At 70.3% G+C, this 25,539-nt stretch carries 23 protein-coding genes; 16 read left to right on the top strand and 7 right to left on the bottom strand.

Features of this window, described 5'->3' with window-relative positions; genetic code table 11:
• The first annotated feature begins 625 nt into the window (after positions 1–625).
• The gene (locus NWFMUON74_RS30895) at positions 626–1,759 is read left to right on the top strand and encodes a GuaB3 family IMP dehydrogenase-related protein (RefSeq protein WP_187685242.1); all 1,134 of its coding nucleotides are present in this window, start codon (positions 626–628) and stop codon (positions 1,757–1,759) included.
• Here NWFMUON74_RS30895 and NWFMUON74_RS30890 read toward each other — a convergent pair whose 3' ends face one another.
• Entirely contained in the window at positions 1,760–2,554 is a 795-nt protein-coding gene (locus NWFMUON74_RS30890; RefSeq protein ID WP_187685241.1) for an alpha/beta fold hydrolase, read from the bottom strand.
• 274 nt (positions 2,555–2,828) lie between these two features.
• On the opposite strand from NWFMUON74_RS30890, the gene guaA reads away from it, so the two are divergent.
• On the top strand, positions 2,829–4,409 hold the full coding sequence (guaA, locus tag NWFMUON74_RS30885; RefSeq protein WP_187685240.1) for a glutamine-hydrolyzing GMP synthase: 1,581 nt from the start codon (positions 2,829–2,831) through the stop codon (positions 4,407–4,409).
• A 228-nt stretch (positions 4,410–4,637) separates the two neighbouring features.
• Positions 4,638–5,036 carry a guanyl-specific ribonuclease gene (locus NWFMUON74_RS30880; protein ID WP_232110691.1) on the top strand — a complete coding sequence of 133 codons (399 nt, stop codon included), beginning with the start codon at positions 4,638–4,640 and terminating at the stop codon, positions 5,034–5,036.
• 51 nt (positions 5,037–5,087) lie between these two features.
• Here NWFMUON74_RS30880 and NWFMUON74_RS30875 read toward each other — a convergent pair whose 3' ends face one another.
• Both NWFMUON74_RS30875 and NWFMUON74_RS30870 read right to left on the bottom strand, forming a co-directional pair.
• Positions 5,088–5,294, bottom strand: coding sequence for a hypothetical protein (locus NWFMUON74_RS30875; protein WP_187685238.1), 207 nt, complete (start codon positions 5,292–5,294; stop codon positions 5,088–5,090).
• The gene (locus NWFMUON74_RS30870; protein WP_232110690.1) at positions 5,287–7,056 is read right to left on the bottom strand and encodes a PspC domain-containing protein; all 1,770 of its coding nucleotides are present in this window, start codon (positions 7,054–7,056) and stop codon (positions 5,287–5,289) included. Before NWFMUON74_RS30870 ends, NWFMUON74_RS30875 begins: the two co-directional genes overlap by 8 nt.
• A gap of 151 nt (positions 7,057–7,207) precedes the next feature.
• On the opposite strand from NWFMUON74_RS30870, the gene NWFMUON74_RS30865 reads away from it, so the two are divergent.
• The 3 genes from NWFMUON74_RS30865 to NWFMUON74_RS30855 all read left to right on the top strand — a co-directional run bounded on the left by NWFMUON74_RS30865 (position 7,208) and on the right by NWFMUON74_RS30855 (position 10,200).
• Positions 7,208–8,536 carry an ATP-binding protein gene (locus tag NWFMUON74_RS30865; RefSeq protein WP_232110689.1) on the top strand — a complete coding sequence of 443 codons (1,329 nt, stop codon included), beginning with the start codon at positions 7,208–7,210 and terminating at the stop codon, positions 8,534–8,536.
• Between the two features lie 30 nt (positions 8,537–8,566).
• On the top strand, positions 8,567–9,436 hold the full coding sequence (locus NWFMUON74_RS30860) for an alpha/beta fold hydrolase (protein WP_187685236.1): 870 nt from the start codon (positions 8,567–8,569) through the stop codon (positions 9,434–9,436).
• Positions 9,437–9,564: 128 nt separating this feature from the next.
• On the top strand, positions 9,565–10,200 hold the full coding sequence (locus tag NWFMUON74_RS30855; protein ID WP_187689525.1) for a response regulator: 636 nt from the start codon (positions 9,565–9,567) through the stop codon (positions 10,198–10,200).
• Positions 10,201–10,229: 29 nt separating this feature from the next.
• Here the strand turns inward: NWFMUON74_RS30855 and NWFMUON74_RS30850 are convergent, their stop codons facing one another.
• Positions 10,230–11,363, bottom strand: coding sequence for a serine/threonine-protein kinase (locus NWFMUON74_RS30850; protein WP_187685235.1), 1,134 nt, complete (start codon positions 11,361–11,363; stop codon positions 10,230–10,232).
• A gap of 223 nt (positions 11,364–11,586) precedes the next feature.
• Between NWFMUON74_RS30850 and NWFMUON74_RS30845 the strand changes: the two genes are divergently transcribed.
• Together NWFMUON74_RS30845 and NWFMUON74_RS36425 are read left to right on the top strand one after the other, a co-directional pair.
• Complete coding sequence (locus tag NWFMUON74_RS30845) at positions 11,587–12,312, top strand: hypothetical protein (RefSeq protein ID WP_187685234.1); 726 nt, start codon at positions 11,587–11,589, stop codon at positions 12,310–12,312.
• Between the two features lie 28 nt (positions 12,313–12,340).
• Entirely contained in the window at positions 12,341–14,104 is a 1,764-nt protein-coding gene (locus NWFMUON74_RS36425) for a DNA polymerase Y family protein (protein WP_232110688.1), read from the top strand.
• 1 nt (position 14,105) lies between these two features.
• Here the strand turns inward: NWFMUON74_RS36425 and NWFMUON74_RS30835 are convergent, their stop codons facing one another.
• Complete coding sequence (locus NWFMUON74_RS30835; RefSeq protein ID WP_187685233.1) at positions 14,106–14,804, bottom strand: class I SAM-dependent DNA methyltransferase; 699 nt, start codon at positions 14,802–14,804, stop codon at positions 14,106–14,108.
• 117 nt (positions 14,805–14,921) lie between these two features.
• Here NWFMUON74_RS30835 and NWFMUON74_RS30830 point away from each other — a divergent pair, with 117 nt between their 5' ends.
• Positions 14,922–15,689: an alpha/beta fold hydrolase gene (locus NWFMUON74_RS30830; RefSeq protein ID WP_187685232.1), complete on the top strand. Its 768-nt coding sequence runs from the start codon at positions 14,922–14,924 to the stop codon at positions 15,687–15,689.
• 27 nt (positions 15,690–15,716) lie between these two features.
• Positions 15,717–16,277, top strand: coding sequence for a YdeI/OmpD-associated family protein (locus NWFMUON74_RS30825; protein WP_187685231.1), 561 nt, complete (start codon positions 15,717–15,719; stop codon positions 16,275–16,277).
• Here the strand turns inward: NWFMUON74_RS30825 and NWFMUON74_RS30820 are convergent, their stop codons facing one another.
• The gene (locus tag NWFMUON74_RS30820; protein ID WP_187685230.1) at positions 16,278–17,270 is read right to left on the bottom strand and encodes an SDR family NAD(P)-dependent oxidoreductase; all 993 of its coding nucleotides are present in this window, start codon (positions 17,268–17,270) and stop codon (positions 16,278–16,280) included.
• Between the two features lie 158 nt (positions 17,271–17,428).
• Here NWFMUON74_RS30820 and NWFMUON74_RS30815 point away from each other — a divergent pair, with 158 nt between their 5' ends.
• The 5 genes from NWFMUON74_RS30815 (at position 17,429) to NWFMUON74_RS30795 (ending at position 24,651) form a co-directional block, all read left to right on the top strand.
• Entirely contained in the window at positions 17,429–20,722 is a 3,294-nt protein-coding gene (locus tag NWFMUON74_RS30815) for an error-prone DNA polymerase (RefSeq protein WP_187685229.1), read from the top strand.
• Between the two features lie 250 nt (positions 20,723–20,972).
• Positions 20,973–21,200 carry a hypothetical protein gene (locus NWFMUON74_RS30810; RefSeq protein ID WP_187685228.1) on the top strand — a complete coding sequence of 76 codons (228 nt, stop codon included), beginning with the start codon at positions 20,973–20,975 and terminating at the stop codon, positions 21,198–21,200.
• The gene (locus NWFMUON74_RS35780; RefSeq protein ID WP_197986934.1) at positions 21,197–22,732 is read left to right on the top strand and encodes a glycoside hydrolase family 19 protein; all 1,536 of its coding nucleotides are present in this window, start codon (positions 21,197–21,199) and stop codon (positions 22,730–22,732) included. The genes NWFMUON74_RS30810 and NWFMUON74_RS35780 overlap by 4 nt, the downstream gene beginning before the upstream one ends.
• Positions 22,733–22,955: 223 nt before the next feature.
• On the top strand, positions 22,956–24,464 hold the full coding sequence (locus NWFMUON74_RS30800; RefSeq protein WP_187685227.1) for a DUF4349 domain-containing protein: 1,509 nt from the start codon (positions 22,956–22,958) through the stop codon (positions 24,462–24,464).
• Complete coding sequence (locus NWFMUON74_RS30795) at positions 24,421–24,651, top strand: DUF167 domain-containing protein (protein ID WP_187685226.1); 231 nt, start codon at positions 24,421–24,423, stop codon at positions 24,649–24,651. Before NWFMUON74_RS30800 ends, NWFMUON74_RS30795 begins: the two co-directional genes overlap by 44 nt.
• 10 nt (positions 24,652–24,661) lie before the next feature.
• Here the strand turns inward: NWFMUON74_RS30795 and NWFMUON74_RS30790 are convergent, their stop codons facing one another.
• Complete coding sequence (locus NWFMUON74_RS30790; protein WP_425343077.1) at positions 24,662–25,138, bottom strand: tRNA (cytidine(34)-2'-O)-methyltransferase; 477 nt, start codon at positions 25,136–25,138, stop codon at positions 24,662–24,664.
• Positions 25,139–25,210: 72 nt separating this feature from the next.
• Between NWFMUON74_RS30790 and NWFMUON74_RS30785 the strand changes: the two genes are divergently transcribed.
• Positions 25,211–25,528 (top strand): DUF3017 domain-containing protein, encoded by a 318-nt coding sequence (locus NWFMUON74_RS30785; protein ID WP_232110687.1) that lies wholly within the window; start codon positions 25,211–25,213, stop codon positions 25,526–25,528.
• Positions 25,529–25,539 lie beyond the last annotated feature (11 nt).

Here is a 25,539-nt window from a genome sequence, read left to right as displayed (position 1 = left end):
TGTGTGCCTGGGTGGGGAGGGGCGTGTGCTTGAGGCGGTGAGGTTGCGTCTGCTTGGGGTGGAGCGTGTGCTTGAGGCGGTGAGGTTGCGTCTGCTTGGGTGGGGGCGTGTGCTCGAGGCGGTGAAGTGGTGCGCCTGGGGTGGTGAAGCGGTGTGTGCTCGCGGCGGTGAGGTTGTGTCTGCATGGGGTGGTGGGGTTGGCGTGTGCTCGAGGTGGTGGGGTTGTGTCTGCTTGGGGTGGTGAGATGGCGTGTGCTTGAAGCGGTGTGCGCGTGGGTGGTCAGGTGGTGCGTGTTTGGGGCGGTGAGGTGATGGGTGCTTGGGGTGGTGGGGGCGGGGGTGGTGCTGTCGTAGGGGTGGGGGTTCTGCGGGGGTCTCCGGTGTGCCCCCGAAGGCATGGCTTGCGTGGGGTGCTGGGATCATGGGAGCGTCCGTGCAGGTTGGGCACGAGAGGACGGGGGCTCCCCGCCAACCCGAAGCCGGTTTTCGGCGCGGCTCGGTTTTCGAGGGTCGCTGCGCAAGCGACGAAGGAGCAAGCAGTGGCCCTCGAAAACCGAGCCACCAGGGCGCCGAAAACCCGCCGCGGCGAAGCCGCGGCCAATAAACACAGCAAGGAGATACACCAGTGCGCGACATGGTCGAGATCGGCATGGGCCGGACCGCCCGGCGTACCTACGAACTGGACGATGTCGACATCGTGCCTTCGCGGCGGACGCGGTCGTCCAAGCAGGTCTCGCTGGCCTGGCAGCTGGACGCCTACCGGTTCGACATCCCACTGGTGACCCACCCGACCGACGCGCTGGTCTCGCCGGAATTCGCCATCGAGCTGGGGCGGCTCGGCGGGCTCGGCGTCATCAACGGCGAGGGGCTGTGGGCGCGGCATGCCGATGTGGCCGCGCGCATCGACCATCTGCTCGAAGTGGCCGAGAAGGAAGGCACCGAGGCGGCGGTCGCACTGCTGCAGCAGTTACACGCCGCGCCGATGCAGGCGGATCTGCTGGCCGCGGCGGTCGCGCAGGTGCGGGCCGCGGGTGTGACGGTGGCGGTGCGGGTCAGTCCGCAGAACGCCCGGCAGCTGACCCCGGCGCTGGTGCAGGCGGGAGTGGACCTGCTGGTTGTGCACGGCACCATCATCTCCGCCGAACACGTCGGCGACGGTGAGCCGCTGAACCTGAAGACCTTCATCGCCGACCTCGACGTGCCCGTCGTGGCCGGCGGGGTCAGCGACCACCGCACCGCGCTGCATCTGATGCGTACCGGTGCGGCGGGTGTGATCGTCGGTTACGGCTCCACGCCGGGCGCCACCACCACCGGTGAGGTGCTCGGGATCGGCGTGCCGCTCGCGACCGCCATCGCCGATGCCGCGGCCGCGCGGCGTGACTATCTCGACGAGACCGGCGGTCGGTACGTGCACGTCATCGCCGACGGCGACATCGTGTCGTCGGGACATCTGGCCAAGGCCATTGCCTGCGGCGCCGACGCCGCCATGCTCGGTGTGCCGCTGGCGCTGGCGCAGGAGGCGCCGGGGCGTGGCTGGTTCTGGCCGTCGGCCGCCGCCCATCCCTCCGTGCCGCGCGGCGCGCTGTTGAAGTTCGCCGAGGAGGAGGAGCGGCCCACCTTGCAGCAGGTGCTGTACGGGCCGTCGAGCGATCCCTGGGGTTCGGTGAATCTTGTTGGGGGACTGCGCCGTTCGATGGCCAAGGCCGGGTATTGCGAACTCAAGGAGTTCCAGCGGGTGGGACTCACGGTGCGGGCCTAGTCAACCGGCGCGCACGACCGTGCGGCGAAGGAACTCCCGGATGGCGGTGTTCACCTGAGCCGGATGCGTCATGTTCACCGCTTGGTGGGCGCCCTCGATCTCCAGATAGCGTGAATTCACCAGCGCGCGAGCCATTTCCGCGGCGTGGGCGGTGGGGATGCCGGCTCGGGTCGGATGGATCACCAGCGCGGGGCAGGTGATCTCGGGCAGACGGTCGAGGATCGAATCGCGGCCGAGGAGGCAGCCCGCCGCTACCTCGGTGGCATGCGGGTCGCGGGTCAGCCAGCGCTCGGTCCAGACCGCGCGGTACCAGGGGTCGTCGCCGATGAGCCACTGCGCCAGGTGGTCGGCCAGGGCCCGCCGCACGCCGGGCTCGTGCCAGCGGTCGAGGAATCTGCGGGAGGTCTCCAGCTCCTGCGGGGTCGGACTGTGCGCCTCGGTGGCGATCAGGATGAGCGCGGCCACCCGCTCGGGGGCCAGTAACGCGGTGCGCATCGCGCTGAACCCGCCCTGCGAGGTGCCGCCGACCACGGCTCGGTCGACACCGAGCTGGTCCAGCACCGTGAGGGCGTCGCGGGCGGCCGTCCAGTATGTGTAGGGCAAACCCTTGTCGCGGGTGCGGCCGTGCCCACGAGCATCCCAGGCGACGATGCGAAACTCCGGAGCGAGGGCGGCAACCTGCGACGCGAACATCGTTCGGTCCATGAAGAATTCGTGCCCGAGGAGCACAACCGGGCCGTTGCCGCCACTGTCCTCGTAATGGATCTCGGCATCGATCGCACGGGCGAATGGCACGAGCACGAGGATAGCTGGCCGGGCCGCGCCGTACGTCCGGGTTGCGCGACAGTTCCACGGCGCTCGGTGATCTTTACCGTCGGCCGAGGTGCTGCCGGTTCGCCGAGCAGGGAGCTTGTGCCACAGGGGGATTCGTGGCGGTGCGGACCGCGAGGGCGTGTCGCCGCGCGACACGGCGAGCGCGGTCCGGCGCTGTCCCCAGCGATGGGATGTGCAGCGCCCTGTTCCCGCCGGTTTGCCCGGGCACCGGACCCGATGGCGTGCTCACTAAACTGTGCGGGTGGCAGAAACCCAGCGACCAGTCCTCGTCGTCGACTTCGGGGCGCAGTACGCGCAGCTGATCGCCCGGCGGGTGCGTGAATCCAGCGTCTACTCCGAGGTGGTTCCGCACACCGCGACCGTCGAGGAGATCGCCGACCGCAAACCGGCGGCGGTCATCCTCTCCGGCGGCCCGGCCAGCGTCTACGCCGAGGGCGCCCCACAACTGGACGCGCGGCTGTTCGACCTGGACGTGCCCGTATTCGGCATCTGCTACGGCTTCCAGGCGATGGCGCAGGCGCTCGGCGGCACCGTCGCGCACACCGGCACCCGCGAATACGGCCGTACCGAACTGAACATCGACGGCGGCGTCCTGCACGGCGGCCTGCCCACCGTGCAGCCGGTATGGATGAGCCACGGCGACGCCGTCACCGACGCCCCGGCGGGCTTCGAGGTCACCGGCACCACGACGGGTGCGCCCGTGGCGGCGTTCGAGGACCGCGCCCGGCGGCTGGCCGGCGTGCAGTACCACCCCGAGGTGCTGCATTCCCCGCACGGGCAGCAGGTGCTGAGCCGGTTCCTGCACGAGATGGCCGGCATCCCCGGCTCATGGACCTCCGCCAATATCGCCGACCTGCTGATCGACCGGGTGCGCGAGCAGATCGGCGACGGGCACGCGATCTGCGCCCTGTCCGGGGGCGTGGACTCGGCGGTCGCCGCCGCGCTCGTCCAGCGCGCCATCGGCGACAAGCTGACCTGTGTGTTCGTCGACCACGGTCTGCTGCGCGCCGGTGAGCGCGAACAGGTGCAGCGCGATTTCGTCGCCGCCACCGGGGCGAAGTTGATCACCGTCGATGCGGTCGACAAATTCCTCGGCGAGCTGAAGGGCGTCACCGATCCGGAGGAGAAGCGCAAGATCATCGGGCGTGAATTCATTCGGTCCTTCGAGGACGCCGTCGCGCAGATCGTCGAGGAGACCGGCGCGGAGGAGGGCGGCGCCGCGAGCGTGGAGTACCTCGTGCAGGGCACGCTGTACCCGGACGTGGTGGAATCCGGTGGCGGCACGGGGACGGCCAATATCAAGAGTCATCACAACGTCGGTGGGCTGCCCGAGGATCTGGAATTCGAGCTCGTCGAACCGTTGCGGCTGCTGTTCAAGGACGAAGTGCGCGCCGTCGGGCGCGAACTCGGGTTGCCCGAGGAGATCGTGGCGCGCCAGCCGTTCCCGGGTCCGGGGCTGGCCATCCGCATCGTCGGGGAGGTGACTCGCGATCGGCTGACTACGTTGCGGCAGGCCGATGCGATCGCTCGGGAGGAGCTGACCGCGGCGGGGCTGGACAAGCAGATCTGGCAGTGCCCGGTGGTGCTGCTGGCCGACGTCCGCAGTGTCGGGGTGCAGGGGGACGGGCGGACCTATGGGCATCCGATCGTGTTGCGGCCGGTGTCGAGTGAGGACGCGATGACCGCGGATTGGACTCGGTTGCCGTACGAGGTGCTCGAGCGGATTTCCACGCGGATCACCAATGAGGTGGCGGAGGTCAATCGAGTGGTGCTGGATGTGACCAGCAAGCCGCCGGGGACCATCGAGTGGGAATGAGGGTGGAACCTCGGTGTGTGCCTAGAGATTTCATCCAGTAGCAAGGTCGGTTTCGTGTGGTGTGCCGCGGGGGTTCAGGCACTGCTGCCAGGGTGTCGCTCGGTGCTCGGGTCAGGCGCCGGGCCGGATCGGGCCCGGCCGATTGTGGGGAGGTAGCCGATGACGCAGGGATCCGATCGGGCGAAAGGCCGGTGGGCCAAGGCGATTACGGTCTTCGCTGGGTTCGCCATGGCGGTGCTCGCGGCGGTGTCCGTCTTGCTGATGCCGGGGGCGGATGCGGGGCGTGACCATGCCGGCGCGGCTTCGGTCGCGGCGGGGCCGGTCGAGATCCGGCCGGTCGCGGACACCGTTCCGGACCGGGCGTGGAAGACGCTGCAGCTGATCGACGCCGGGCAGTGGCCCGATGCGGCCGGCGCCGAAGGGACCAAGGGCGGCGGCACCTGGAGCAACCGTGAGGGGCAGCTGCCCGCGAACGACGGTAGCGGTAACCGGATCGAGTATCAGGAATGGGACGTGAATCCCAAGCAGCCGGGGCGATCTCGGGACGCGGAGCGCATCGTCACCGGCAGTGACGGCTCGGCTTGGTACACCGGCGATCACTATCGCAGTTTCACCAGAATGCGCTGAGAGTACTTGCGGCGAAAGGGGCTCGGATCATCGCGATCCGAGCCCCTTTCGTCAGTCCTTCTTCCTTCGCGGCGCGACCACCAGGACGATGCCGACCACGATCGCGGCCGCTACCACGATCCAGCCGATCGGGATGATGCTGTGCGCCGGCCACGAGGAGGGGCCGATGAAGGCCCATATGCTGATCAGCAGTGCCAGCACTCCCGCCAGCAGCATCGAGAACGACGGTCCCCGACGGGTTTCCGAATTGTCAGCCACGTTTCACCTCCGCGTCTCCGGCGTGGACATCGACATTGAGGGTGAGCACCGGGCCGTCGGCCGGGCCGGTGCGTCCGTCCGGACATGTCAACTCACCCATGCGGGCCGTGCAATTGGCTTGCAACCGCATGGATTCGGGCACCAGCACCCGGACGTTGCCCATGCGTACCGACACGTCCACCGTGCGGTCCTCGGTCAGGGCGAGCGAACGCAGGTCCAGGGTGCCCGAACCGAGATTCACCCGATAGTCCGAATTCAGGTCGGCGACGGTGGCCGGTGTCCAGGTGCGGTCTCCCATCGCGCCGCGGTCGAATTCCAGCGGCCCGGCGATCGCCGCCAGGATCACGAAACCGGCCAGCGGAGCCAGCACCACCATCAACCCGTATCCGCGCCGCAGGAACGCGCCGACGATCAGGCCGAGCGCCACCACCGCCAGCGCCACCGCGCCGATCCGCGCGGGAGTCATCCACTCCGCACCCGAGGCAGCCACGGCACCCGCGGTCGCCGCGGCGAGCACGGCCAGACCGATCACCACCGGCGTCAGCCGGGAACGAGGCCGCCGCGACGGTAGCGGCTGCACCGCGACCGGCTGCGTCGGCCCGGGCTCGGGCAGATCCCAGGCCAGCGGTGCGACCCCCAGCGGATCCCAGCCCGGCGGGGTGAGACCGGGGCGAGCCGGTCCGGGCGCGGTGCGGGTGCGCCAGTCGCGGAGGGGCAGCGGGGCAGTCGGCCGTGCGGCGCCTTCCCTGGTCCGCAGCACCTCGGTGTCGGTATCCGGGCCGGAGGGCGCGCCGGTGTCGGCATTCGAGCCGGAGGGCGCGCCGGTGTCGGCATTCGAGTCGGAGGGCGCGCCGGTGTCGGCATTCGAGTCGGGTGCCGTATCGGAGGCCGATGCTGTGCCGACGTCGGAATTCGACCTCGTTGCTTTGCCGGTAGCCGCGTCCGAGGCCGCGTCGGCGGTCGGCTCCGATGTCGCCCCTACGTCGCGGATCGCGTCCGATGCCGTGTCGTCGGTGACCGCGCCGGTTGCCGTTGTGGCTGCGGCCGGAGCTGTGTCGGTTCCGGTAGCCGGGCTCGACATCGTGCCGGTGTCCGGGCGGGGGATTACGTCCGTGGCCGTGTTGTCCGGGGAGAAAGCTTGTGCGGCAGGGGTTTTCGATGGCTCGGGTTCGTAGCGATCCGGTAGTCTGGTGTAGGGGCCGTAGGTGGGGCCTACCCACGGCGAGGCGCCGGGGAACATCGTTCCCGGGTACCCGGTGGAGGCGGGGCCGCCCTCGGCGATCAGCGCGTCGTAGCCGTCGGCGGGCGGCTCGGTCTGGCGCAGGTACAGCAGCCACCAACCCGCCAGCATCAGCGCGAAGCTGATCAGGCCGGACCCGCCCAGCCCCACCCCGACCGGGCCCATGGTGCTCACCGCGATGGCAAAGGCCACGATCAGCACCACGGTCTTGGTCGGCGACTGCGAACTCTGGCCCCGGCCCAGCAGTCCCTCGGTGGCCGAGACCTGGTCACCGGCCGAGGGCAGCAGCAGCCAGGCCGCCAGATAGAGCACGACGCCCGCGCCGCCGAAGATCGACGCGACCACGAACACGACCCGCACCAGTACCGGATCGACCCCGTAGCGCCGCCCGAACCCGGCCGCGACACCGGCGATCGGCCCCTGCCGCGGCAGCCGCCGGGGTCGCGTCCGCCACAAATGGTGGAGTTGCTCGTTGAATCCCATCCGGCCGGTCCCGCCGGCCCAGCCGTTCGCTCTGGTCATGGTTCCATGGTGGCGACCGCCGCCGCGCCGGCACATCGGGGTTCACCCTGATTACGAACCTGAACTCCACCGCGCCGCAGTGCGGAATGGGGGTATTTCCCGATGGTCGGTGTCGGTGGGGCGTGCCAGTATCGAAGGTATGTATCCGTCCATGCCTGCGTTCGATGCGCGCGGGGTTCCCGCCGCGCCGCCGTTCGCGCGGCTGATGCGGCGCTCCGGAGGGCGGGTCGTCGGCGGTGTCGCGGGTGGGGTCGCCGATCATCTCGGGGTCGACGTCTTCAAGGTGCGAATGGCGTTCGTGCTGTTGTCGGCGCTGATGGGGGCGGGCATCGTCGCCTACGGCATGCTGTGGGTGTGCACCCCGGCCGGTGCCGACGCGCCGCCGCCGTCCAGTTCGGAGCGGCGGCAGGCGGTGGGGCTGATCCTGCTCGGGCTGGCGCTGGCCGTGTCGATGTCGTGGCTGTTCAGCGGCACCGCGGCCAAGGTGGTCGCGCCGATCATCGTGGTGGCGGTCGGTGCGGCGCTGGTGTGGCGCGAGTTCGACGCGGAGGGGCCACGGTCGATTCTCGGGCTGCCCGCGCGGCCCTCGGTGCTCACCTGGACGCGCATCCTGGCCGGTATCACGCTGATCGTGGTCGGCCTGGGTGTGGTGGTGCTGGCCCGGATCAATCTGAGTTCCATGGGCTCGGCGCTGATCGCGGTCGCGGTGACGCTGATCGGGGTGGGTCTGCTGACGGTGCCGCTGTGGTTGCGGATGATGCGGGCGCTGAACGCCGAGCGCGCCGCCCGCATCCGCAACGAGGAGCGCGAGGAGATCGCCTCGCACCTGCACGACTCGGTCCTGCAGACGCTCGCGCTGATCCAGCGGCAGGCCGACGACCCGCAGGAGGTGGCGCGGCTGGCCCGCAGCCAGGAGCGGGAGCTGCGCCGCTGGCTGTTCGAGGACACCGTCCCGGCCCAGTCCAGCCTCGCGGCCGCGCTGCGCACCATCGCCGGTGAGGTCGAGGACCAGCACGGGGTGAAGGTCACGCCGGTGACGGTCGGTGACGTGTCGATGGATCCGGGCGAGACGGGAATCGGCCTGCCCCGTGAGCATTTCACGGCCGTCCTGGGCGCCAGCCGCGAGGCGCTGGTGAATGCCGCCAAGCACGCGGGCGTCCCCACCATCGACCTGTTCGCCGAGGTGGAACCGCATCAAGTCAGCATCTTCGTGCGCGACCGGGGCACCGGCTTCGACCCCGCCGACGTCCCCGCCGACCGTCGGGGCCTGGCCAAATCCATCCGCGCCCGCATCGAGCGCCGCGGCGGCACCGTGGAGATCCAATCCACCCTGGGCCGCGGCACCGAGGTCCGAATCATGCTGCCCCGCAACGACTCCGAGAGCGAAGTCAGCGCCGAAGCCGCGCCGGAGGAGTCGGCGGACACCGACCTGGACGATGGCCGCTTCGCTGCGGAGCCGTACTCGCGCACCCGCCGATGAGTTCCCGTCTCCGGACACGTCAGTACCGGCATGACGACACACAAGCTCGAAACCTCCGGCGCGACGCTCACCTACGACGTCCACGGGCCACTTCCCACTGCGGAGGGACGGCCGCCGCTGCTCATGATCGGTCTCCCGATGGAGGCCGGCGGATTCTCCGCGCTCGCATCGCATTTCCCCGATCGCACGGTCGTCACCTACGACCCGCGCGGACTCGGCCGCAGCGTCCGCACTGACGGTCAGGTCGACAACGTCCCCGCCGTCCACGCCGACGATGTGCACGCGGTCATCCGAGCCCTGGACTCCGGCCCGGTCGAGATCTTCGCCAGCAGCGGCGGAGCCATTGTCGCCCTCGCACTCGTCACCGCCCACCCCGGCGACGTGACCACACTGGTGGCGCACGAACCGCCGCTGCTCGCCGCGCTCCCGGATGCCGATGCGGCCGCACGTGCGGCGGCCGGATACCGCGACGCCTACGCGGCGAAAGGCTTCGGCGCGGGCATGGCGGCCTTCATCGCGATGACGTCCTGGCAGGGCGAATTCACCGACGACTATTTCGCCGCGCCCGCCCCGGATCCCGCCCTGTTCGGCCTGCCGTCCGAGGACGACGGCTCCCGCGACGACCCGTTGCTGTCGGAGCGTTCCCGGCCGGTCCTCGGCTACCGCCCCGACATCGCCGCCCTCACCGCGGCGCCGACCCGGATCGTCATCGGCTACGGCGAGGAATCGGCGGGCACGGTCACCCACCGCACCTCGGCGGCGATCGCCGATCGGCTCGGTCGGCGGCCGGTCCTGTTCCCCAGCCATCACGGCGGCTTCACCGGCCCCGAATCCGGCTACCCGGGCCGGCCCGAGGCTTTCGCCCGCACCCTCCGGGAAGTCCTCGACAAGACCAGCTGATCGACCGCACCCGGGTTTCCGACCGCCTACCAGGTTGACGGCGCACCGGCCCGCCTTGTGGTACCGATGAGTGGGCGTCGCCGCGCCCGAGCAGCGGGCATCGGTCCGAAGTGAGGAGAGCAGTGAGTATCCGGGTGTTTCTGGTGGACGATCACGCCGTGTTCCGGTCCGGGGTGCGGGCCGAGCTGAGCCGCGAATCCGATATCGAAGTGGTCGGCGAGGCGGGCACGGTGGCCGAGGCGATCGCCGGAGTCGAGGCGGCCGGGCCCGACGTGGTGCTGCTCGATGTGCACATGCCCGACGGCGGCGGGGTGGCGGTGCTGCAAGGAGTGGAGGACGGCCCGGTGTGCCTGGCGCTGAGCGTGTCCGACGCTGCCGAGGATGTGATCGCGGTGATCCGGGCCGGTGCTCGTGGATATGTCACCAAGACGATTTCGGGACCCGAACTGGCCGACGGCATTCGGCGTGTGGCCGGGGGTGACGCGGTGTTCAGTCCGCGGCTGGCGGGGTTCGTGCTCGACTCGTTCACCGGGCGGTCGCCGGTGCCGGAGCCGCCGCTGGATCCCGAGTTGGACTCGCTGACGCCGCGGGAGTTGGAGGTGCTGCGGCTGCTCGCTCGGGGGTACACGTATCGGGAGATCGCCGAGTCGCTGTTCATTTCGGTGAAGACTGTGGAGACGCATGCTTCCAACGTGCTGCGTAAGACTCAGCAGTCCAATCGGAACGCGCTGACGCGATGGGCGCATCGGCGGCGGATCGATTAGGCGGCCGAACACTCCGGCTTACGGGGGTCCTACAGGACCGCTACCAGGATGACTATCAGGATCAGCAGCCCTATCAGGAGCCCTATGGCTATTGCCAGGGGGGCGGCGTTGGGGCCCAGGGCCGAGAGATCGAAGTTCTGGAATTTTTGTTGTGCGGCAGGGGCGTTCGAGGTTGTCGCTCGCGGGGGGCGGGGGAGGGGAGTGCTGTGGGGGCTGCGTAGCCCGGCGGCCGAGTTCCGGGCGGCCCACGCGGGAATGGTGCCGTCGTCGGTGCGGACGGGTGCGCCCAGGATGTAGGGGGCGGTGCCGGGACCGAAAGTGGCCGTGAGGATTTCGTCGCGGGCTTCGGCCATGGTGGGGCGGCGTTGAGGGGCGGGCTCCATCATGTGCAGGAGCACGGGGGTCAGGGCGCCGCTGCGGCTGGGCGGGATGATCTGTGCCATGGCGGCGCGCATGACGATCGCGTCGTTGTCGTCGTCCAGGCCGTACGGCGGCTGGCCCTCTATCGCGGTGTAAAGCGTTGCGCCGAGCGAGAATACGTCGCTGGCTTCGGTCGGCCGGGCGCCGCGCGCCACCTCGGGGGGCAGGTAGGCGGGGGTTCCGGTGATCACGTCGTCCAGTTCGTCGTGCGGGTCGCCGGTGCCGGCGGAGATGCCGAAGTCGCTGAGCTTGACCTTGCCCACCTCGGCGCCGCGGTCGGCGACGAGGATATTGCCGGGCTTGATGTCGCGGTGGGTGATACCGGCGGCGTGCGCGGCGGCCAGCGCGTCGGCGACCTGCGCGCCGATCTGCGCCACCTCGATCGGTGGCAGTGTATCGGCCAGCGCCAGTGCCTTCGCCACGCTGCGCGAGGGCAGGTACTCCATGACCAGCCACGGCTCGCCCGCCTCGAGGACCACGTCGTAGACGGCGATGGCGTGCTCGTGCGACAGCTTCGCGGCGACGCGGCCCTCGTGGATGATCCGGTTGCGGACCTCGGTGGCCTCCTGCTCACTGAGCCCGGCCGTGGTGAGCACCTGCTTGATGGCGACGTCGCGGTTCAGCAGCCGGTCGGTGGCCAGCCAAACCGCGCCCATGCCGCCGCCGCCCAGCTTCGATTGCAGGCGATAGCGGCCGGCAACCAAGTAGTCGGGGCCGACGATGGGACGGGCGCGTTCGGTCACGGCGCGAGGATAGCGGAAAACCGTCCTGACTGGCCTGCTTCAGCGGTTCGGGTTCGCGCGAGTGCGCTCGCGCGCGTGCCGCTTGACGGGAATCGGGGGTGGGGTTCTACTGAAGGGAAGTCGAACGTATATTCGATACAGATCGATAGCTGAATCGGTGCTGGAGTGGCGGCTCCGGCGGCCCGAGCGGTGGAGTCCATTCGGTGGAGATAGGTGGTCGAGGATGGGTTCGGCTGGAGAGGCGCAACGAGAGCGGCTCGCGGAACTGCGGCGGCGAATGGCGGCCGTCCCGGCGCGCGGCGCGGGCGCGACGCTGCGCCGCCCCCTGCGCCGGGAGACGCTGCCGGTGCCGTCCGCGCTGGTGGAACTCCTGCCGGAGGGTGGTCTGCCGAAGGGTTCGGTGGTGGCGTACGCGGGCGCGAGTTCGCTGCTGGCCGGTCTGCTCGCCGCGGTGACGGGCACGGGCGGTCATGCCGCGGCGGTCGGCCTGCCCCGGCTCGGCCTGCTCGCCGCGGCCGAGATGGGTGCCGAGCTGGAACGGCTGGCGGTGGTGCCAGATCCCGGATCGGACCCGGTGGAGGTCGCCGCTGTGTTGCTGGACGGCCTGGATCTGGTGGTGCTCGGCCTGGGCGGAGTGTCGGTGCCGCCCAGCCGAACTCGGGTGCTCGCCGCCCGCGCCCGCAGCAAGGGTTCCACCCTGATCGTCACCGGCGGCGCCTGGAGCGGCCCGTCCCTGCGAATCGAGGCTCGGGTCGCGGGTTACGACGGCGTCGGCCGCGGCTGCGGCCGCCTGCGCACCATGCGCCTGGACGTTCGCGTCCACGGCCGATCCTCCCCACCCCGCACCGGCACCCTGGAACTGAGCCCCCGCGACGACCGAGTCGAATGGACTGCCGCACAGCCGAACACGCCACAGCAACTGACACCCGTCCGCGAGGTCGCTTCGTGAAGACGGCCGTCGCCCGAGCGGTCCCGCGATGGGGGTGAAGGCGCGGCGGGTGCTGGCGCTGTGGTGTCCCGACTGGCCTGCGGCCGCGGCGGCCGCGCTGGCCGACGTGCCGCCGACGCGGCCGGTGGTGGTGCTGCACGCCAACCGGGTGGTGGCGTGTTCGGCGGTGGCGCGCGCCGCGGGTGTGCAGCGCGGGCTGAAGCGCCGGGAAGCGCAGGCCCGCTGCCCGGATCTGTATGTGGCCCAGGCGGATCCGGATCGGGATGCGCGGTTGTTCGAACCGGTCGTGGCGGCGGTGGACGCGACGGTGCCCGGTGTGGAGGTGCTCCGGCCGGGGCTGCTGGCGCTGGGCGCGCGCGGCGCCGCCCGGTACTTCGGATCCGAGCCGGCGGCGGCCGAGCGGCTCGTCGACGCGGTGGCGGCGGTCGGGGTGGAATGCTGGATCGGTATCGCCGACGAGCTGTCGACGGCGGTGCTCGCCGCCCGTCGGGCCGCCATCGTGCCGCCGGGGACGGGCGCCCGGTTCCTCGCGCCGCTGCCGGTGCGGGAACTCGCCGCGGAACCGAGCCTGGCCGCACCCGAGCGCGCGGATCTGGTGGACCTGCTGCACCGCCTGGGCCTGCGCCGGATCGGCGACTTCGCCGCGCTGACCCCGGCCGAGGTCGCCTCGCGCTTCGGCGCCGACGCGATCCGCGCGCACCGCTGCGCCCGGGCGGAGCCGGAGCGGCCGCCGTCGGCCCGCCCACCCGCGCCGGACCTCGCGGTGGAGTACTCCTGCGACCCCCCGATCGACCGGGTCGATGCCGCCGCCTTCGCCGGTCGCATGCTGGCCACGCGACTGCACGAGCGGCTGTCCGCCGCCTCGGTGGCGTGCACCCGACTCGCGGTGATCGCCGAAACCGCTGCCGGAGAGCGCCTTTCCCGAATCTGGCGGTGCGCCGAACCACTCACCCCGGAGGAGACCGCCGACCGGGTGCGCTGGCAGCTGGACGGCTGGCTCACCCACCGCGCGCTCCGCGGCGGCCCCGCCCAGCCGGAATCGGAATTCGGCATCATCCACGGCCGACCAGCCGACGAGAATGCGCCTGCCCAGCCGCACTCCGAAAACCCGAACAGCCGTAAGAGATTCGCCCCGGCCCCGAGCCCGCCGGACGCGAGTGCCCCGACCCCGGGTGCTTCCGGATCGAGTGCCTCGAACGCGCGCAGCCTTGTCCCGAGTGCCCCGATCACGCTGCTCCGGCTGGAACCCGTCGAAGTGGTGACGTCGGGGGCCTTGCAGCTCGGCTTGTGGGGCGGGGTCGGGGAGGGCGACGAGCGCGCCCGCCGCGCCCTGGTTCGAGTGCAGGGTCTGCTGGGCGGCGAGGCGGTGCGGATCGGGGTGCTCAGCGGCGGCCGCGGCCCGGCCGAACGCGTCACCCTGGTCGCGCTGGGCGACGAGCGGATGCCCGCCGCCGACCCGGCGCTGCCCTGGCCCGGCAGGCTGCCCGCGCCCGCGCCCGCCGTGGTCCTGGTCAACCACCCCGGCGTGACACTGGAGACCGCCGACGGCACCCCGGTGTGGATCACCGACCGCGGCCTGTTCACCGCCGAACCGGCCAGATTGCGCTGGGGCAGCAAACAGTGGGACGTGACCGGCTGGACCGGCCCGTGGCTACTCGACGAACGCTGGTGGGCCGGTGATCATCTCACCGACTGCACCGTCCGCGCCCAGATCTTGCTGGACGCCGAGTTCCGCGTCCTGCTGCTCCTCGGCTACGACGGGGCATGGCACGTCGAGGGCCTCTACGAGTGAGTCAGCGCGCCATCCACACCAACGCCATGGTGAACGGATGCCCGCGCAGTCGCGCCCACTTGGGTTTGGCGGCGAGCCAGGCGTCGTCCACCACCGCCTCGGCCGACTCGACGAGCTGCCAGCCCGCCGCCACCCCGGCGTTCACATGCTCGCTGAACAGGTGCAGATGGGTGCTGATCGCCAGTGGCTCACCGGTTTCGGCGGTGTAATGGGTCGGCATCCCGGTCACCATCATGAACTGCGGGTGGTAGCAGACCAGGACGAAGGCGCCGCCGGGCGCGGCCAGCCGCCGTGCCTCGGTGTAGAACGGCGCGAGGTCGGGCAGATGCTCGTCGATCAGCGAGGAGATCACCAGATCGTATGTGCCGCTTGCCAATCCGGTAGCGCGCACATCGCCCAGGGCGAGACTGGTGTGCGCGCCGCGTTCCCGCGCCCGAGCCAGCATCCCCTCGCTCAGGTCGATGCCGTCGATGTGCGCGATGCCGCGCTCGCGCAGCCACGCGCCGGTCCGCCCGGTGCCACATCCCAGGTCGGCGGCCCGCCGCGTTTGGCTCCAGTCCGGTCGCCGCAGCCGTCCCAGCAGTGCGAGGTCCATCTCGTCCATGACGGTCTGCTCGTAGGTGGGCGCCCAGCCGTCGTACCCGGTGGCGACGTCCACGGTGCGATAGTTACGCCGGTCGAATTCCGCGAAGGTGGGCATGCGCCGCAGTATCGCGAACCGCGCCCCGGACACGCCAAGCATTTTCCCGCTCACCGCCCTATGGCTCCGCCCACAACCTGCGGCGGCGGCCTCGCGAAACCCGTACGCTGGCTGATCGTGGAGTCGACGGTTACCCGGGTGTCGCTGGCGGGCGTGCGGATCGCCTATCGCGATTCCGGAACCCCGTCCGTCGCGCACCCTCTCGCCGAGATCCCGGTCGTGCTGGTGCACGGCATGGGCGGCGACGGCCACACCTGGGACCGGTTCGCCCGGCGGCTGGTGCGGCTGGGCCGGCGGGTGATCATCCCCGATCTGCGCGGCCACGGACGCAGCGCGCACACCGGCTCCTACCGGTTCGACGATTTCGGCGCGGACGTGCTGCGGCTGTGCGATCGGCTCGAGCTGACCACCGCGGATCTGGTCGGCCATTCGCTCGGCGGCTACGCGGTGTCGTGTGTGGCGATCGAGCGGCCCGAACTGGTGCGCCGCCTGGTCATCGAGGAGCAGCCGCTGCCGCTGCGGTCCGGCGACGAGCAACTCACCCTCACCCGCCGTCTGCCGAGTCTGCCGGAGCTGTGGCACGCCACCAGCAGCCTGGTCCGCCATCCGGGCGCGGTGCTGGCCTACGACCGGTCGATGACGCGGATCGCGCTGGAGCAGTTCCGCAAGCCGAATCCGGAATGGTGGGAGCGGCTCTCGGAGATCACCGCACCCACCCTGATGCTGCGCGGCGGCCCCGGCGGCATGGTCGATCCGGAGAAGCTGGAGCTGTTCCGTACCGCGCTCGCCGACTGCACCGTGGACGACTTCGACTGCGGCCACAGCATCCACCGCGACCGCTACCGGCAGTTCACTGCCACCGTGCTGCCGTTCCTCGGTCACTGACCGGGCAGCGGCTTCTACAGTGAAACGATGTCCGTTCTGGAGCGTCCGACCCTGTTCTTCCCCGATGAACAGGCATTTCGGGTATGGCTGGAGGCCAACCATGCCGCGGTCGACGGCATCTGGCTGAAGTTCGCGAAGAAGGGGACGGGGATCGTCTCCCTGGACTACGCGGGCGCGTTACGGCAGGCGCTGTGCTTCGGCTGGATCGATGGTCAGGCCCGCTCCTTCGACGAGGACTTCTACCTGGTCGGCTTCACCCCGCGCCGTCGGCGCAGTCCCTGGTCGCAGCGCAATATCGGCCTGGTCGAGGAGCTGATCGAACAGGGGCTGGTGCATCCGGCCGGGCACGCGGAGATCGAACGCGCCAAGCTGGACGGGCGCTGGGCCAACGCCTACGGCCGGGAGCTGCCGCAGGACTTCCTCGCCGCGCTGGCGGCGAACGCGGAGGCCGCGGCCTTCTTCGAAACCCTCGACGGCCAGTCCCGGGCCGCGATCGGCTACCACCTCGGCAACGCCGTCCGGCCGGAGACGCGGGCGCGGCGGATGGCGCAGATCATCGGCAAACTGGCCGCGGGAGAGCGGTTCTGATCACCAGTGGGTGCCGGGGACCAAGCGGGCGGCCCGGCGGAGTGTGGTGCGCGTGATCCGTCCCGCGGCCGTGGGCTGACGGCGCGGTTCCGCTACGGGCACAAGCTCTTCCGAGCCGGGGCCGTCCTCCGGCGCCGACTCGCCTTTGGCGGCGGGGGAATCCGGCAGCGCCCGGTAGTAGCGGTGCAGGATGCGGTCCTTCAACCGCGGGGTGAACAGGGTGCCGTACTCGGCCAGGGTGCCCAGCGGCACGTCGATGCGTTTGGGCCGATCGGTGAGGGCGCGCACGATGGTGGCCGCGGCCCACTCGGGCGACTCCGACGGGCCCTGCTTGCCGCTCGGCGTGATCATCGGGGTGCGCACCAGCGGCATGTGGATGGTGGTGAAAGTGATGTTGTCGGCGAGCATTTCGGCCGCGGTCACCTCGGCGAACTTGTCGAGGGCGGCCTTGGAGGCCAGGTAGGCGGCAAAACGCGGGGTGGCGACCTGCACCCCGGCGCTGGAGATGTTGACGATGTGGCCGAACTTGCGCTCGCGCATCTGCGGCAGCAGCGCCAGCGTCATCCGCACCGCGCCGAAGTAGTTGACCGCCATGGTGCGCTCGAAATCGTGCAGCCGATCGGTGGAACGGTGCACGGCGCGGCGAATGGACCGGCCGGCATTGTTGACCAGCATGTCGACGTGGCCGTGCGTAGCGAGGATGGTCTCGACGGTGTTCTCGACGGACGCGGAGTCGGTCACGTCGCACTGGTAGCCGTAAGCCTCGCCGCCCGCGGCCCGGATCTCCTCGACCACCGCGTCCAGTTCCGTACCGCGGCGCGCGAGCAGGAACACGACCGCGCCCTTACCGGCGAGCGCGAACGCGGCGGCCCGCCCGATGCCGGAAGAGGCGCCGGTGATCAGGATGTGTCTGCCGGTCAGATCGCGGCGGGCGCGCCGGCGACCGCGCGCGCTGCCGTCGCCCGGCTCGGAGGCCGCATGGTTGTCGGTCATCGCTGCTCCCTTGCAGATCGAGTTGCCCCGAACTTACTCCAAAGTAAGTTCCATCGCCAACGCCGCTTCGTCACAGTCCGGCAACCCCGGTGACCATCTCCACGGTATCGAATGTATGTTCGACAACATAGGGACCGATCGGTTTGCCGGAGGTGCGCATGGGCTGGGGTAACGGCCCGCCGACGTGGGCGGAGATGGAGCGGGTGCTGTCCGGGCGACCGGGCCGCACCGACGATCCGCCCGGCGACGGCGGCGACAGTCCCGCCTGGTCACGTAAGCGTGGTGAGTATCAGGCCGGGCCGCGGCCAGAGCCGGGCGAACCGGTGGTGCCCTACGCGGAGTTGCACGCGCACTCCGCCTACAGCTTCCTCGACGGGGCCAGCCAGCCGGAGGAGCTGGTGGAGGAGGCGGTGCGGCTGGGCCTGGAGGCGCTCGCGCTCACCGATCACGACGGTCTCTACGGTGTGGTGCGCTTCGCGGAGGCGGCGGCCGAATGGGGCCTGCCGACGATCTTCGGTGCGGAACTGTCACTGAGCGATCCGGTGGTGGCCGACTCCGAACCTCGCGCCGGTGCCCCCGACCCCGCGGGCCCGCATCTGCTGGTGCTGGCCCGCGGGCAGGAGGGGTATCGCCGCCTGTCGCGCGAGATCTCGGCCGCGCACATGGCGGCGGGGGAGAAGGGGATGCTGCGCTATGACCTGGACCGGCTCACCGCGGCCGCCGGCGGCCACTGGCAGATCCTCACCGGGTGCCGCAAAGGCCATGTGCGCCGGGCACTTCGGGAGAGCGACGCGGCGGCCGAGGCGGCGCTGCGAGAGCTGGTGGAGCGGTTCGGCGCCGATCGGGTGACCGTGGAACTCACCCGGCACGGCATTGCGGAGGACGACGAGCGCAACGCCCGCCTGCTCGCCCTCGCCGAGCGCGTGCGCCTGCCGGTGATCGCCACCACCGCGGCGCATTTCGCGGCCCCCGCGCAGCGCCGCCGTGCCATGGCGCTGGCCGCGATCCGGGCCCGGCAGAGCCTGGACGAGATGGCCGGGTGGCTCGCACCGGCGGGCGGCGCCCATCTGCGCTCGGGCGCCGAGATGGCGCGATTGTTCGCCGAGTATCCGCGGGCGATCACCGATGCCGTTGCGCTCGGCCGCGAATGCGCCTTCGATCTGCGCTTGATAGCGCCCGAATTGCCTCCGTTCACCGTGCCGGAAGAGCACGACGAATACTCCTGGCTGCGCGAACTCGTCATGCGGGGTGCGGCTCGCAGGTATGGGAGTCCGGAGCGAAACCCCAAGGCGTACCGGCAGATCGAGCACGAACTGCGGATTATCGAGGAGATGAAGTTCCCGGGCTACTTCCTGGTGGTGCACGACATCGTCGATTTCTGCCGCGAGCACGACATCCTGTGCCAGGGCCGGGGTTCGGCCGCGAATTCCGCGGTCTGTTACGCGATCGGCATCACCAATGTGGACCCGGTGGCCAACGAGCTGCTGTTCGAGCGGTTCCTGTCGCCGGAGCGCGACGGCCCGCCCGACATCGATATCGACATCGAATCCGACCGCCGCGAGGAGGCGATCCAGCACGTCTACGCCAAGTACGGTCGCGAATACGCCGCTCAGGTGGCCAATGTGATCACCTATCGCGGCAAGTCGGCGGTCCGCGACGCCGCCCGCGCGCTGGGCTTCTCACCCGGGCAGCAGGATGCGTGGAGCAAACAGGTCAGCCGCTGGACCGGCGTCGCGGGCGAAACCCACACCGACATTCCCGGCGAGGTGCTGGAACTGGCCGGGGAAATCGAGGGACTGCCGAGGCATCTGGGCATCCACTCGGGCGGCATGGTGATCTGCGATCGCCCCGTCGCCGACGTGTGCCCGGTGGAGTGGGCGCGCATGCCCGGCCGCAGCGTATTGCAATGGGACAAGGACGATTGCGCCGCAGCGGGTTTGGTGAAATTCGACCTGCTCGGCCTGGGCATGCTGTCGGCGCTGCACTACATGATCGACCTGGTGCGCGAGCACACCGGCGAGGCCATCGAACTGCATCGGCTGGATCTGCGGGAGCCGGGCGTCTACGAGATGCTGCAGCGCGCCGACTCGGTGGGGGTGTTCCAGGTGGAGTCGCGGGCGCAGATGGCCACGCTGCCGCGGCTGCGGCCGCGCGAGTTCTACGACCTGGTGGTGGAGGTGGCGCTGATCCGGCCCGGCCCTATTCAGGGCGGCTCGGTACATCCCTACATCCGCCGCCGCAACGGTAGTGAAGAAGTGATCTATGAACATGCGGCACTGGAGAATTCGCTGTCACGTACGCTGGGGGTGCCGCTGTTCCAGGAGCAGCTGATGCAGATGGCCGTCGACGTCGCCGGCTTCACCGCGGTCGAGGCGGATCAGCTGCGCCGCGCCATGGGATCCAAACGTTCGACCGAGCGGATGGAACGGCTGCGCGAGCGCTTCTATCAGGGCATGCGCGAATTGCACGGCATCACCGGGGAATTGGCGGACAACATCTACGAAAAGGTGTACGCGTTCGCGAATTTCGGTTTCCCCGAAAGCCATTCGCAGAGTTTCGCCTCGCTGGTCTTCTACTCCGCGTGGTTCAAGCTGCATCATCCGGCGGCGTTCTGCGCCGGTCTGCTCAACGCGCAGCCGATGGGGTTCTACTCGCCGCAGTCGCTGGTCGCCGATGCCCGGCGGCACGGTGTGGTGGTGCACGGTCCGGACATCAACCACAGTCGCGCCGGTGCCACGCTGGAGCGGCGCGGCACCGAGGTGCGGCTCGGACTGTCCACGGTCCGGCACATCGGCGACGAGCTGGCCGAAAAGATCGTCGCGGCAAGGGAATCGGGTCCATACACCTCGTTTCTGGACCTGACCGGGCGGGTCGAACTCTCCGTGCCGCAGGCCGAATCGCTCGCCACCGCAGGCGCTTTGGACAGCCTGGGTCTCGATCGCAGGCAGGCGCTGTGGGCGGCGGGCGCGGCGGCGGGAGAGCGAGCGGGGCGGCTGCCCGGCACCGGTGCCGCCACCGCCGCGCCCGCCCTGCCCGGCATGAGCGAACTGGAACTCGCCGCCGCCGACGTGTGGGCTAGCGGGGTGTCACCGGGCAGCTATCCGACCGAATTCCTGCGCTCGCACCTGGATTCGCTCGGCGCGCTGTCGGCCGCGCAGCTCTCCCAGGTGCCCGATGGGTCCAAAGTGCTTGTCGGGGGCGCGGTTACGCATCGACAGCGCCCCGCCACCGCCGCCGGAGTCACCTTCGTCAACCTGGAGGACGAAACCGGCATGGTGAACATCGTGTGCTCGGTGGGCCTGTGGCGGCGCTATCGCCGCACTGCCCAGGGCGCCTCCGCCCTCCTGATTCGCGGCCGGGTACAGAACGCCGAGGGCGCGGTGAGCGTCATAGCCGAACACCTGCAACTCCTGGACCTGCGTATCGCCGCCAAATCACGAGACTTCCGCTGAGCGCGGCACGTCATCTTCCGCTTCTCGCGCACATTCCCGCACCTCACCATCGCTGGCAGGGGTGCGGGAACATGCACGGGGTGCGGGAGTGCGTTGAGCCGTGACAGGGGCCGAAGGCGATGGTTACGGTGGCCGAGGTAGGGGAAGTCACGGCAGAGGGGGAGGCATGTCCGGTCCATGCGTTGTCGATGCTGATGCGGTGCTCCGGCTCGGAGTCGTTGCGCTGCAAGTATTTCGAGATATCTGCGAGATGGTCGACACGGCGGCCGACGCCGGCGCGTCGATCGCGAACCTGGTGCCGCAGAGTGCCACCGCGCCGCAGTGGTGCGACTCGGCGAAAGTGGCGCTGGAGATCGTGCGCCGCAGCGCGGAGGGCTTCCGGCGGCTCGCCGAGCACACCGAGCAGGCCGTCGACGTGCTCTGCACGGCCGACCGCCGCTGCGCCGGCGACATCGACCGTTCGGTGGCCCGCATATGATCCCGCCGCGGCCCGTGGTGGCGTCATGGCGCGCACTGGAGGCGGCCGACCTGCTGTGCGCGGAGTTCGACCGCCACATCGAGGATCTGGAAACCTTGTCGGCCACCGTCCGCGACACCTGCCACCGCCTCGACGGCGACGGCTGGCAGGGCCTGGCCTACGACGCGGTGCTCGCCCACGTCGACGCCGCCCACCGACGGCATCAGCGCCTGTGCGAGCAGGCCGAACAACTGCGCGACGCGGGGGCCCGAGCCCTCTCGGAACTGCACTACACCACCGCGGCCCTGCTGGACTACGTAGCCGACGCCGAGGCCGCTGGCTGCCGAGTCGCCGACAACTGGGCGGTAACCGCCGGCGCGGCCGCACAGGAGTGGTCCGAGGTAATCACCGAGGCCGTAGCCGCGGTCGAACGAGCCGACGAGTGCGGCCGGATGGCCATCGGAGCGATAACCACCGAGATAAACCACCTGGCAACCTCTTTCGACCTCCCGGGCATGCTGCTCACCGGCCTGAGCGCCCTCACGGCCCCCAGCTGCCCCGGAGCCGGTTCACAATCACCGCACGAGTGCCACTGCCCACAGACCGCGGCGGAAAGCGACAGCACGCGGGAGGAGCACAACTCGCAGCCCAATGAATGCGGTGGTTCAGGGAAGTCGGGAGAGGACGGTAGTTCCCGGGAGCCACGTGAGGACGATGACCTGCGGGAATCGGGCGAGGAGGGGAGTGCACGGCAGGTATCGGACGAGGACGCCGTACCGGAAGGGCCGGGGAACGAGGAAGGCCCGCAGACCGAAACTTCGGCAGCCGCCCTGATTCCCGCCGATGGGCAGCAACAATCGGCTGTGTCGACCGCGCAGGGCGGTGCGGGTCCCCTGTCCGCGCCGACGATCCCGGCCGCGGCGGTGGCGGGGCACGGTGAGATTGAAACCGGTTCGGCGGCAGGGAATTTCGTCCCGCTGCTGCCGCCCGCGGTGATCGACCCGCCGCCGGGTGGGGTCAGCGTTGAACAGCTGGTGGCGATCATGCCGGATCTGTCTGCGGAGCTGGCCGGGGAGTATCTGCCCGCACTGAACGCTGCCATGCGGGAGGGCGACATCACTACGCCGCCTCGGCAGGCCGCCTTCTTGGCTCAGTTGGCCCATGAGAGTTGCCAGCTCCGCTATTTCGAGGAACTGGGCGACGACGACTATTTCAGCCAGTACGACCCGGGCCGGCCGAATACCGCGGCGGGCAACACCGAACCCGGTGACGGGCCGCGTTATCACGGCCGCGGGCCCATCCAGCTGACCGGACGCGCGAACTACCGGGAGGCCGGTGCGGCTCTCGGCCTCGACCTCGAGGCCAACCCGGAGCTTGCCGCCCAGCCGGATATCGGTTTCCGAATCGCCCAGTGGTACTGGACCTCCCGCAACATCAACGCCCTGGCCGACGCCGACGATTTCGCCGCCGTCACCCGAGCCGTCAACGGCGGCTACAACGGCCTGGCCGCCAGGCAGGAGTACTACGCCCGCGCTCTGGAGGTCCTCGGATGACTGCCCGAACCGGGGTGGCCCGCCGGGTCGCGCACACAGCTCGCGACGCCGAATGGCGGGTGGGCGGATCCACCCGTATGCACCCGGCCATCCTCTCCGCGCTGGCGAACACCGCGAATGGCGATGCGGCCGCAGGGGGGCGCCCGGAGAGCGGCCACCACCACGATTACGGTCGGTGCCGGATCACGGGTGAAATGTCCGGCGGGTGGCTACGCTGCGTCCCATGAGAAGACTCGCTGTCCTGCCGGTCGGCCTGCTGGCCCTGGCATTGCTGGCCGGGTGTGGCGGATCCGAGCACTCCGATTCCGAGAAGGGATCGGGTGCCCGGGGCGCTCCGTACGCGGCGACCGCGCCGTCCGGTCCGCCCGCCCTGCGCGAGTCCGGGCCCGCGAGCCCGAAGCAGCAGAACAGCGACTCCGCCGACGCCACCGTCGAGCGCAAGGAGATCGTCACCGGCAGCGTCGACATCACCACCGACGACCCGATCGGAGCCGCCGGTAAGGTCGCCGACCGGGTGCGGACCCTCGACGGCCGGGTGGACAGCCGCTCCGAGCAGCCCGGCACCGACACCACCGAACCCCGTGCGACACTGACCATCCGGGTGCCCGCCGACAAGACCGACGCCTTCGTCGACGGGCTCGGCGGCATCGGCGAGGTCACCAGTGTGACGACCGAACGCTCGGACGTGACCATGCAGTGGCAGGACCTCGACGCCCGGATCAAGGCCCTGCAGGCCTCGGTCGATCGGCTGCGCGCGCTGGTGTCGGGCGCGGCCACCACCGCCGACCTGATCGCCGCCGAGAACGCGCTGTCGAGTCGGCAGGGCGAGCTGGACAGCCTCACCGCCCGCAAACGTCAGCTGGACGACGAGGTCGCCCTGTCCACGCTCACCGTCCAGCTCAGCACCGACGAGCCGCCGGGCTCGAAGCCCGACAACTACTGGAACCGCATCGTCGACGGCTGGAATTCACTGCTGCGAGCGCTGAAGTCCACCGGCAACGCACTCCCGTGGCTGGCCTTCCTCCTGGTCCTCGCCGCCCTCGCCTGGGGCGTCGTCCGCTTGGCAACCAGGCGCCGTTCCCCCGCACCGCACCAGCCCCCGCCGACACGCTCGGAATCGGAGCGCCAACCGGCCACCGCGGCCGCGCCGTCCCCTGCGGAAACCACTACGGCCGAGAGGACATCGGGCCCGGCGCAAGCTACTGCGGCAGAGGAGGTATCGGCCCCGGCGCAAGCTCCTGCAGCCGAGAAGGCATCGGCCTCAGCGGAACCTGTTGTGGGTGAGGGGGTATCGGCCTCAGCGGAACCTGTTGTGTGTGAGGGGGTATCGGCTTCGGCGGAACCTGTTGTGGGTGAGGGCGCATCGGCCTCGGCGGAACCTGTTGTGGGTGAGGGCGCATCGGCCTCGGCGGAACCTGCTGCGGGCGAGGGGACATCGTCCCCGGCGCAAGCTGCTGCGGCCGAGAAGGCATCAGCCTCAGCGAAAGCTGTTGCGGGCGAGGGGGCATCGTCCCCGGCGAAAGCTGCTGTGGGTGAGGGGGGATCGGCCCCCGCGGAGACTGCTGCGGGCGAGAAGGTGTCGGCTCCAGGAGGAGACGCCGATGAGAAGGGGTCGGGGCGGGGGAAAGGTGCTGCTGCGGAAGAGGGTTCACCGCAGCAGGCCGGAACGGCGGAGCCGGGGGGTGCCGATGCCGCCGACCGTCGTCCGGGCGGTGATCAAGCCCAACAGTAGGGAGGGACCGCTGGTCGAAACCCTCGGCGACGGCACGCTACAGCTCTACGTGCGCGCTCCCGCCGTCGAGGGCAAGGCGAACAAGGCCGCCATCGACCTGCTGGCCGCGCACTACGGCGTTCCGAAAAGCTCGATCCGGCTCACGGCGGGAGCCACGTCCGGACTCAAGCGCTTCGAGATCGGTTGACGCCGACGCCCTACACCGCGCCCGGGAACCCCAGCTGTCGCCACGCCTCATAGACCGCCACCGCCGCCGCATTGGACAGATTCATCGACCGCCGCCCGGGCAGCATCGGAATCCGCAGCTGATCGGTGATGCGGGAGTCCGCGAGCACCTCCTCGGGCAACCCGGTCGGCTCGGGCCCGAACAACAGCACATCGCCTTTGCGATAGGCGATATCGGTGTTGCGCGTCGTCGCCTTGGTGGTGAAGGCGTACACCCGCTCGGGCCGGATGGCCTGCCATGCGGCGGCGAGATTCGCGTGCACGGTAACCGACGCCAGATCGTGGTAATCCAGCCCAGCCCGGCGCAGCTTCGGTTCGGACAGATCGAAGCCGAGCGGCTCGATCAGATGCAGCTCACAGCCGGTGCCGGCCGCCAGACGGACCGCGTTACCCGTGTTGGGCGGGATACGGGGCTCGAAGAACACCACATGGAGCACGGCGACAAGCATCGCACGACCCCAGAATCGACCGCCTCGGTGCCACATCGGCGGGACCCGCGCGCGCAATGCGAGAATCGGGGCGTGACCGAGGCCCCCGCAGCTCCCGCACAGCACTCCGGCCCGTCCGGCCGGTTCTTCCGCAACCACCTGCCGCTGTTGCTCGTGGTGGCGGTGCTGCTGGTGGCAGTGGTGTTCGTGGCGCAGGACCGCTGGCGGCGCGGCGCGTACGTGATCGGCGGGGCGACGCTGCTGGCGGCGACATTGCGGGCCTGCCTGCCGACCGCCCGGGTCGGGTTGCTCGCGGTGCGCAGCAAGCCTTTCGACGTCGGCGCCTACGCGGTGCTCGGCGGCGCCGTCATCGCCCTGGCCGCGACCATCAACAGCCTGGGCGTCGGCTGACGGCGAACCGC

It is taken from the genome of Nocardia wallacei (assembly GCF_014466955.1).
Lineage (GTDB): Bacteria > Actinomycetota > Actinomycetes > Mycobacteriales > Mycobacteriaceae > Nocardia > Nocardia wallacei.
This window is presented reverse-complemented; position numbering and strand designations above follow the sequence as displayed.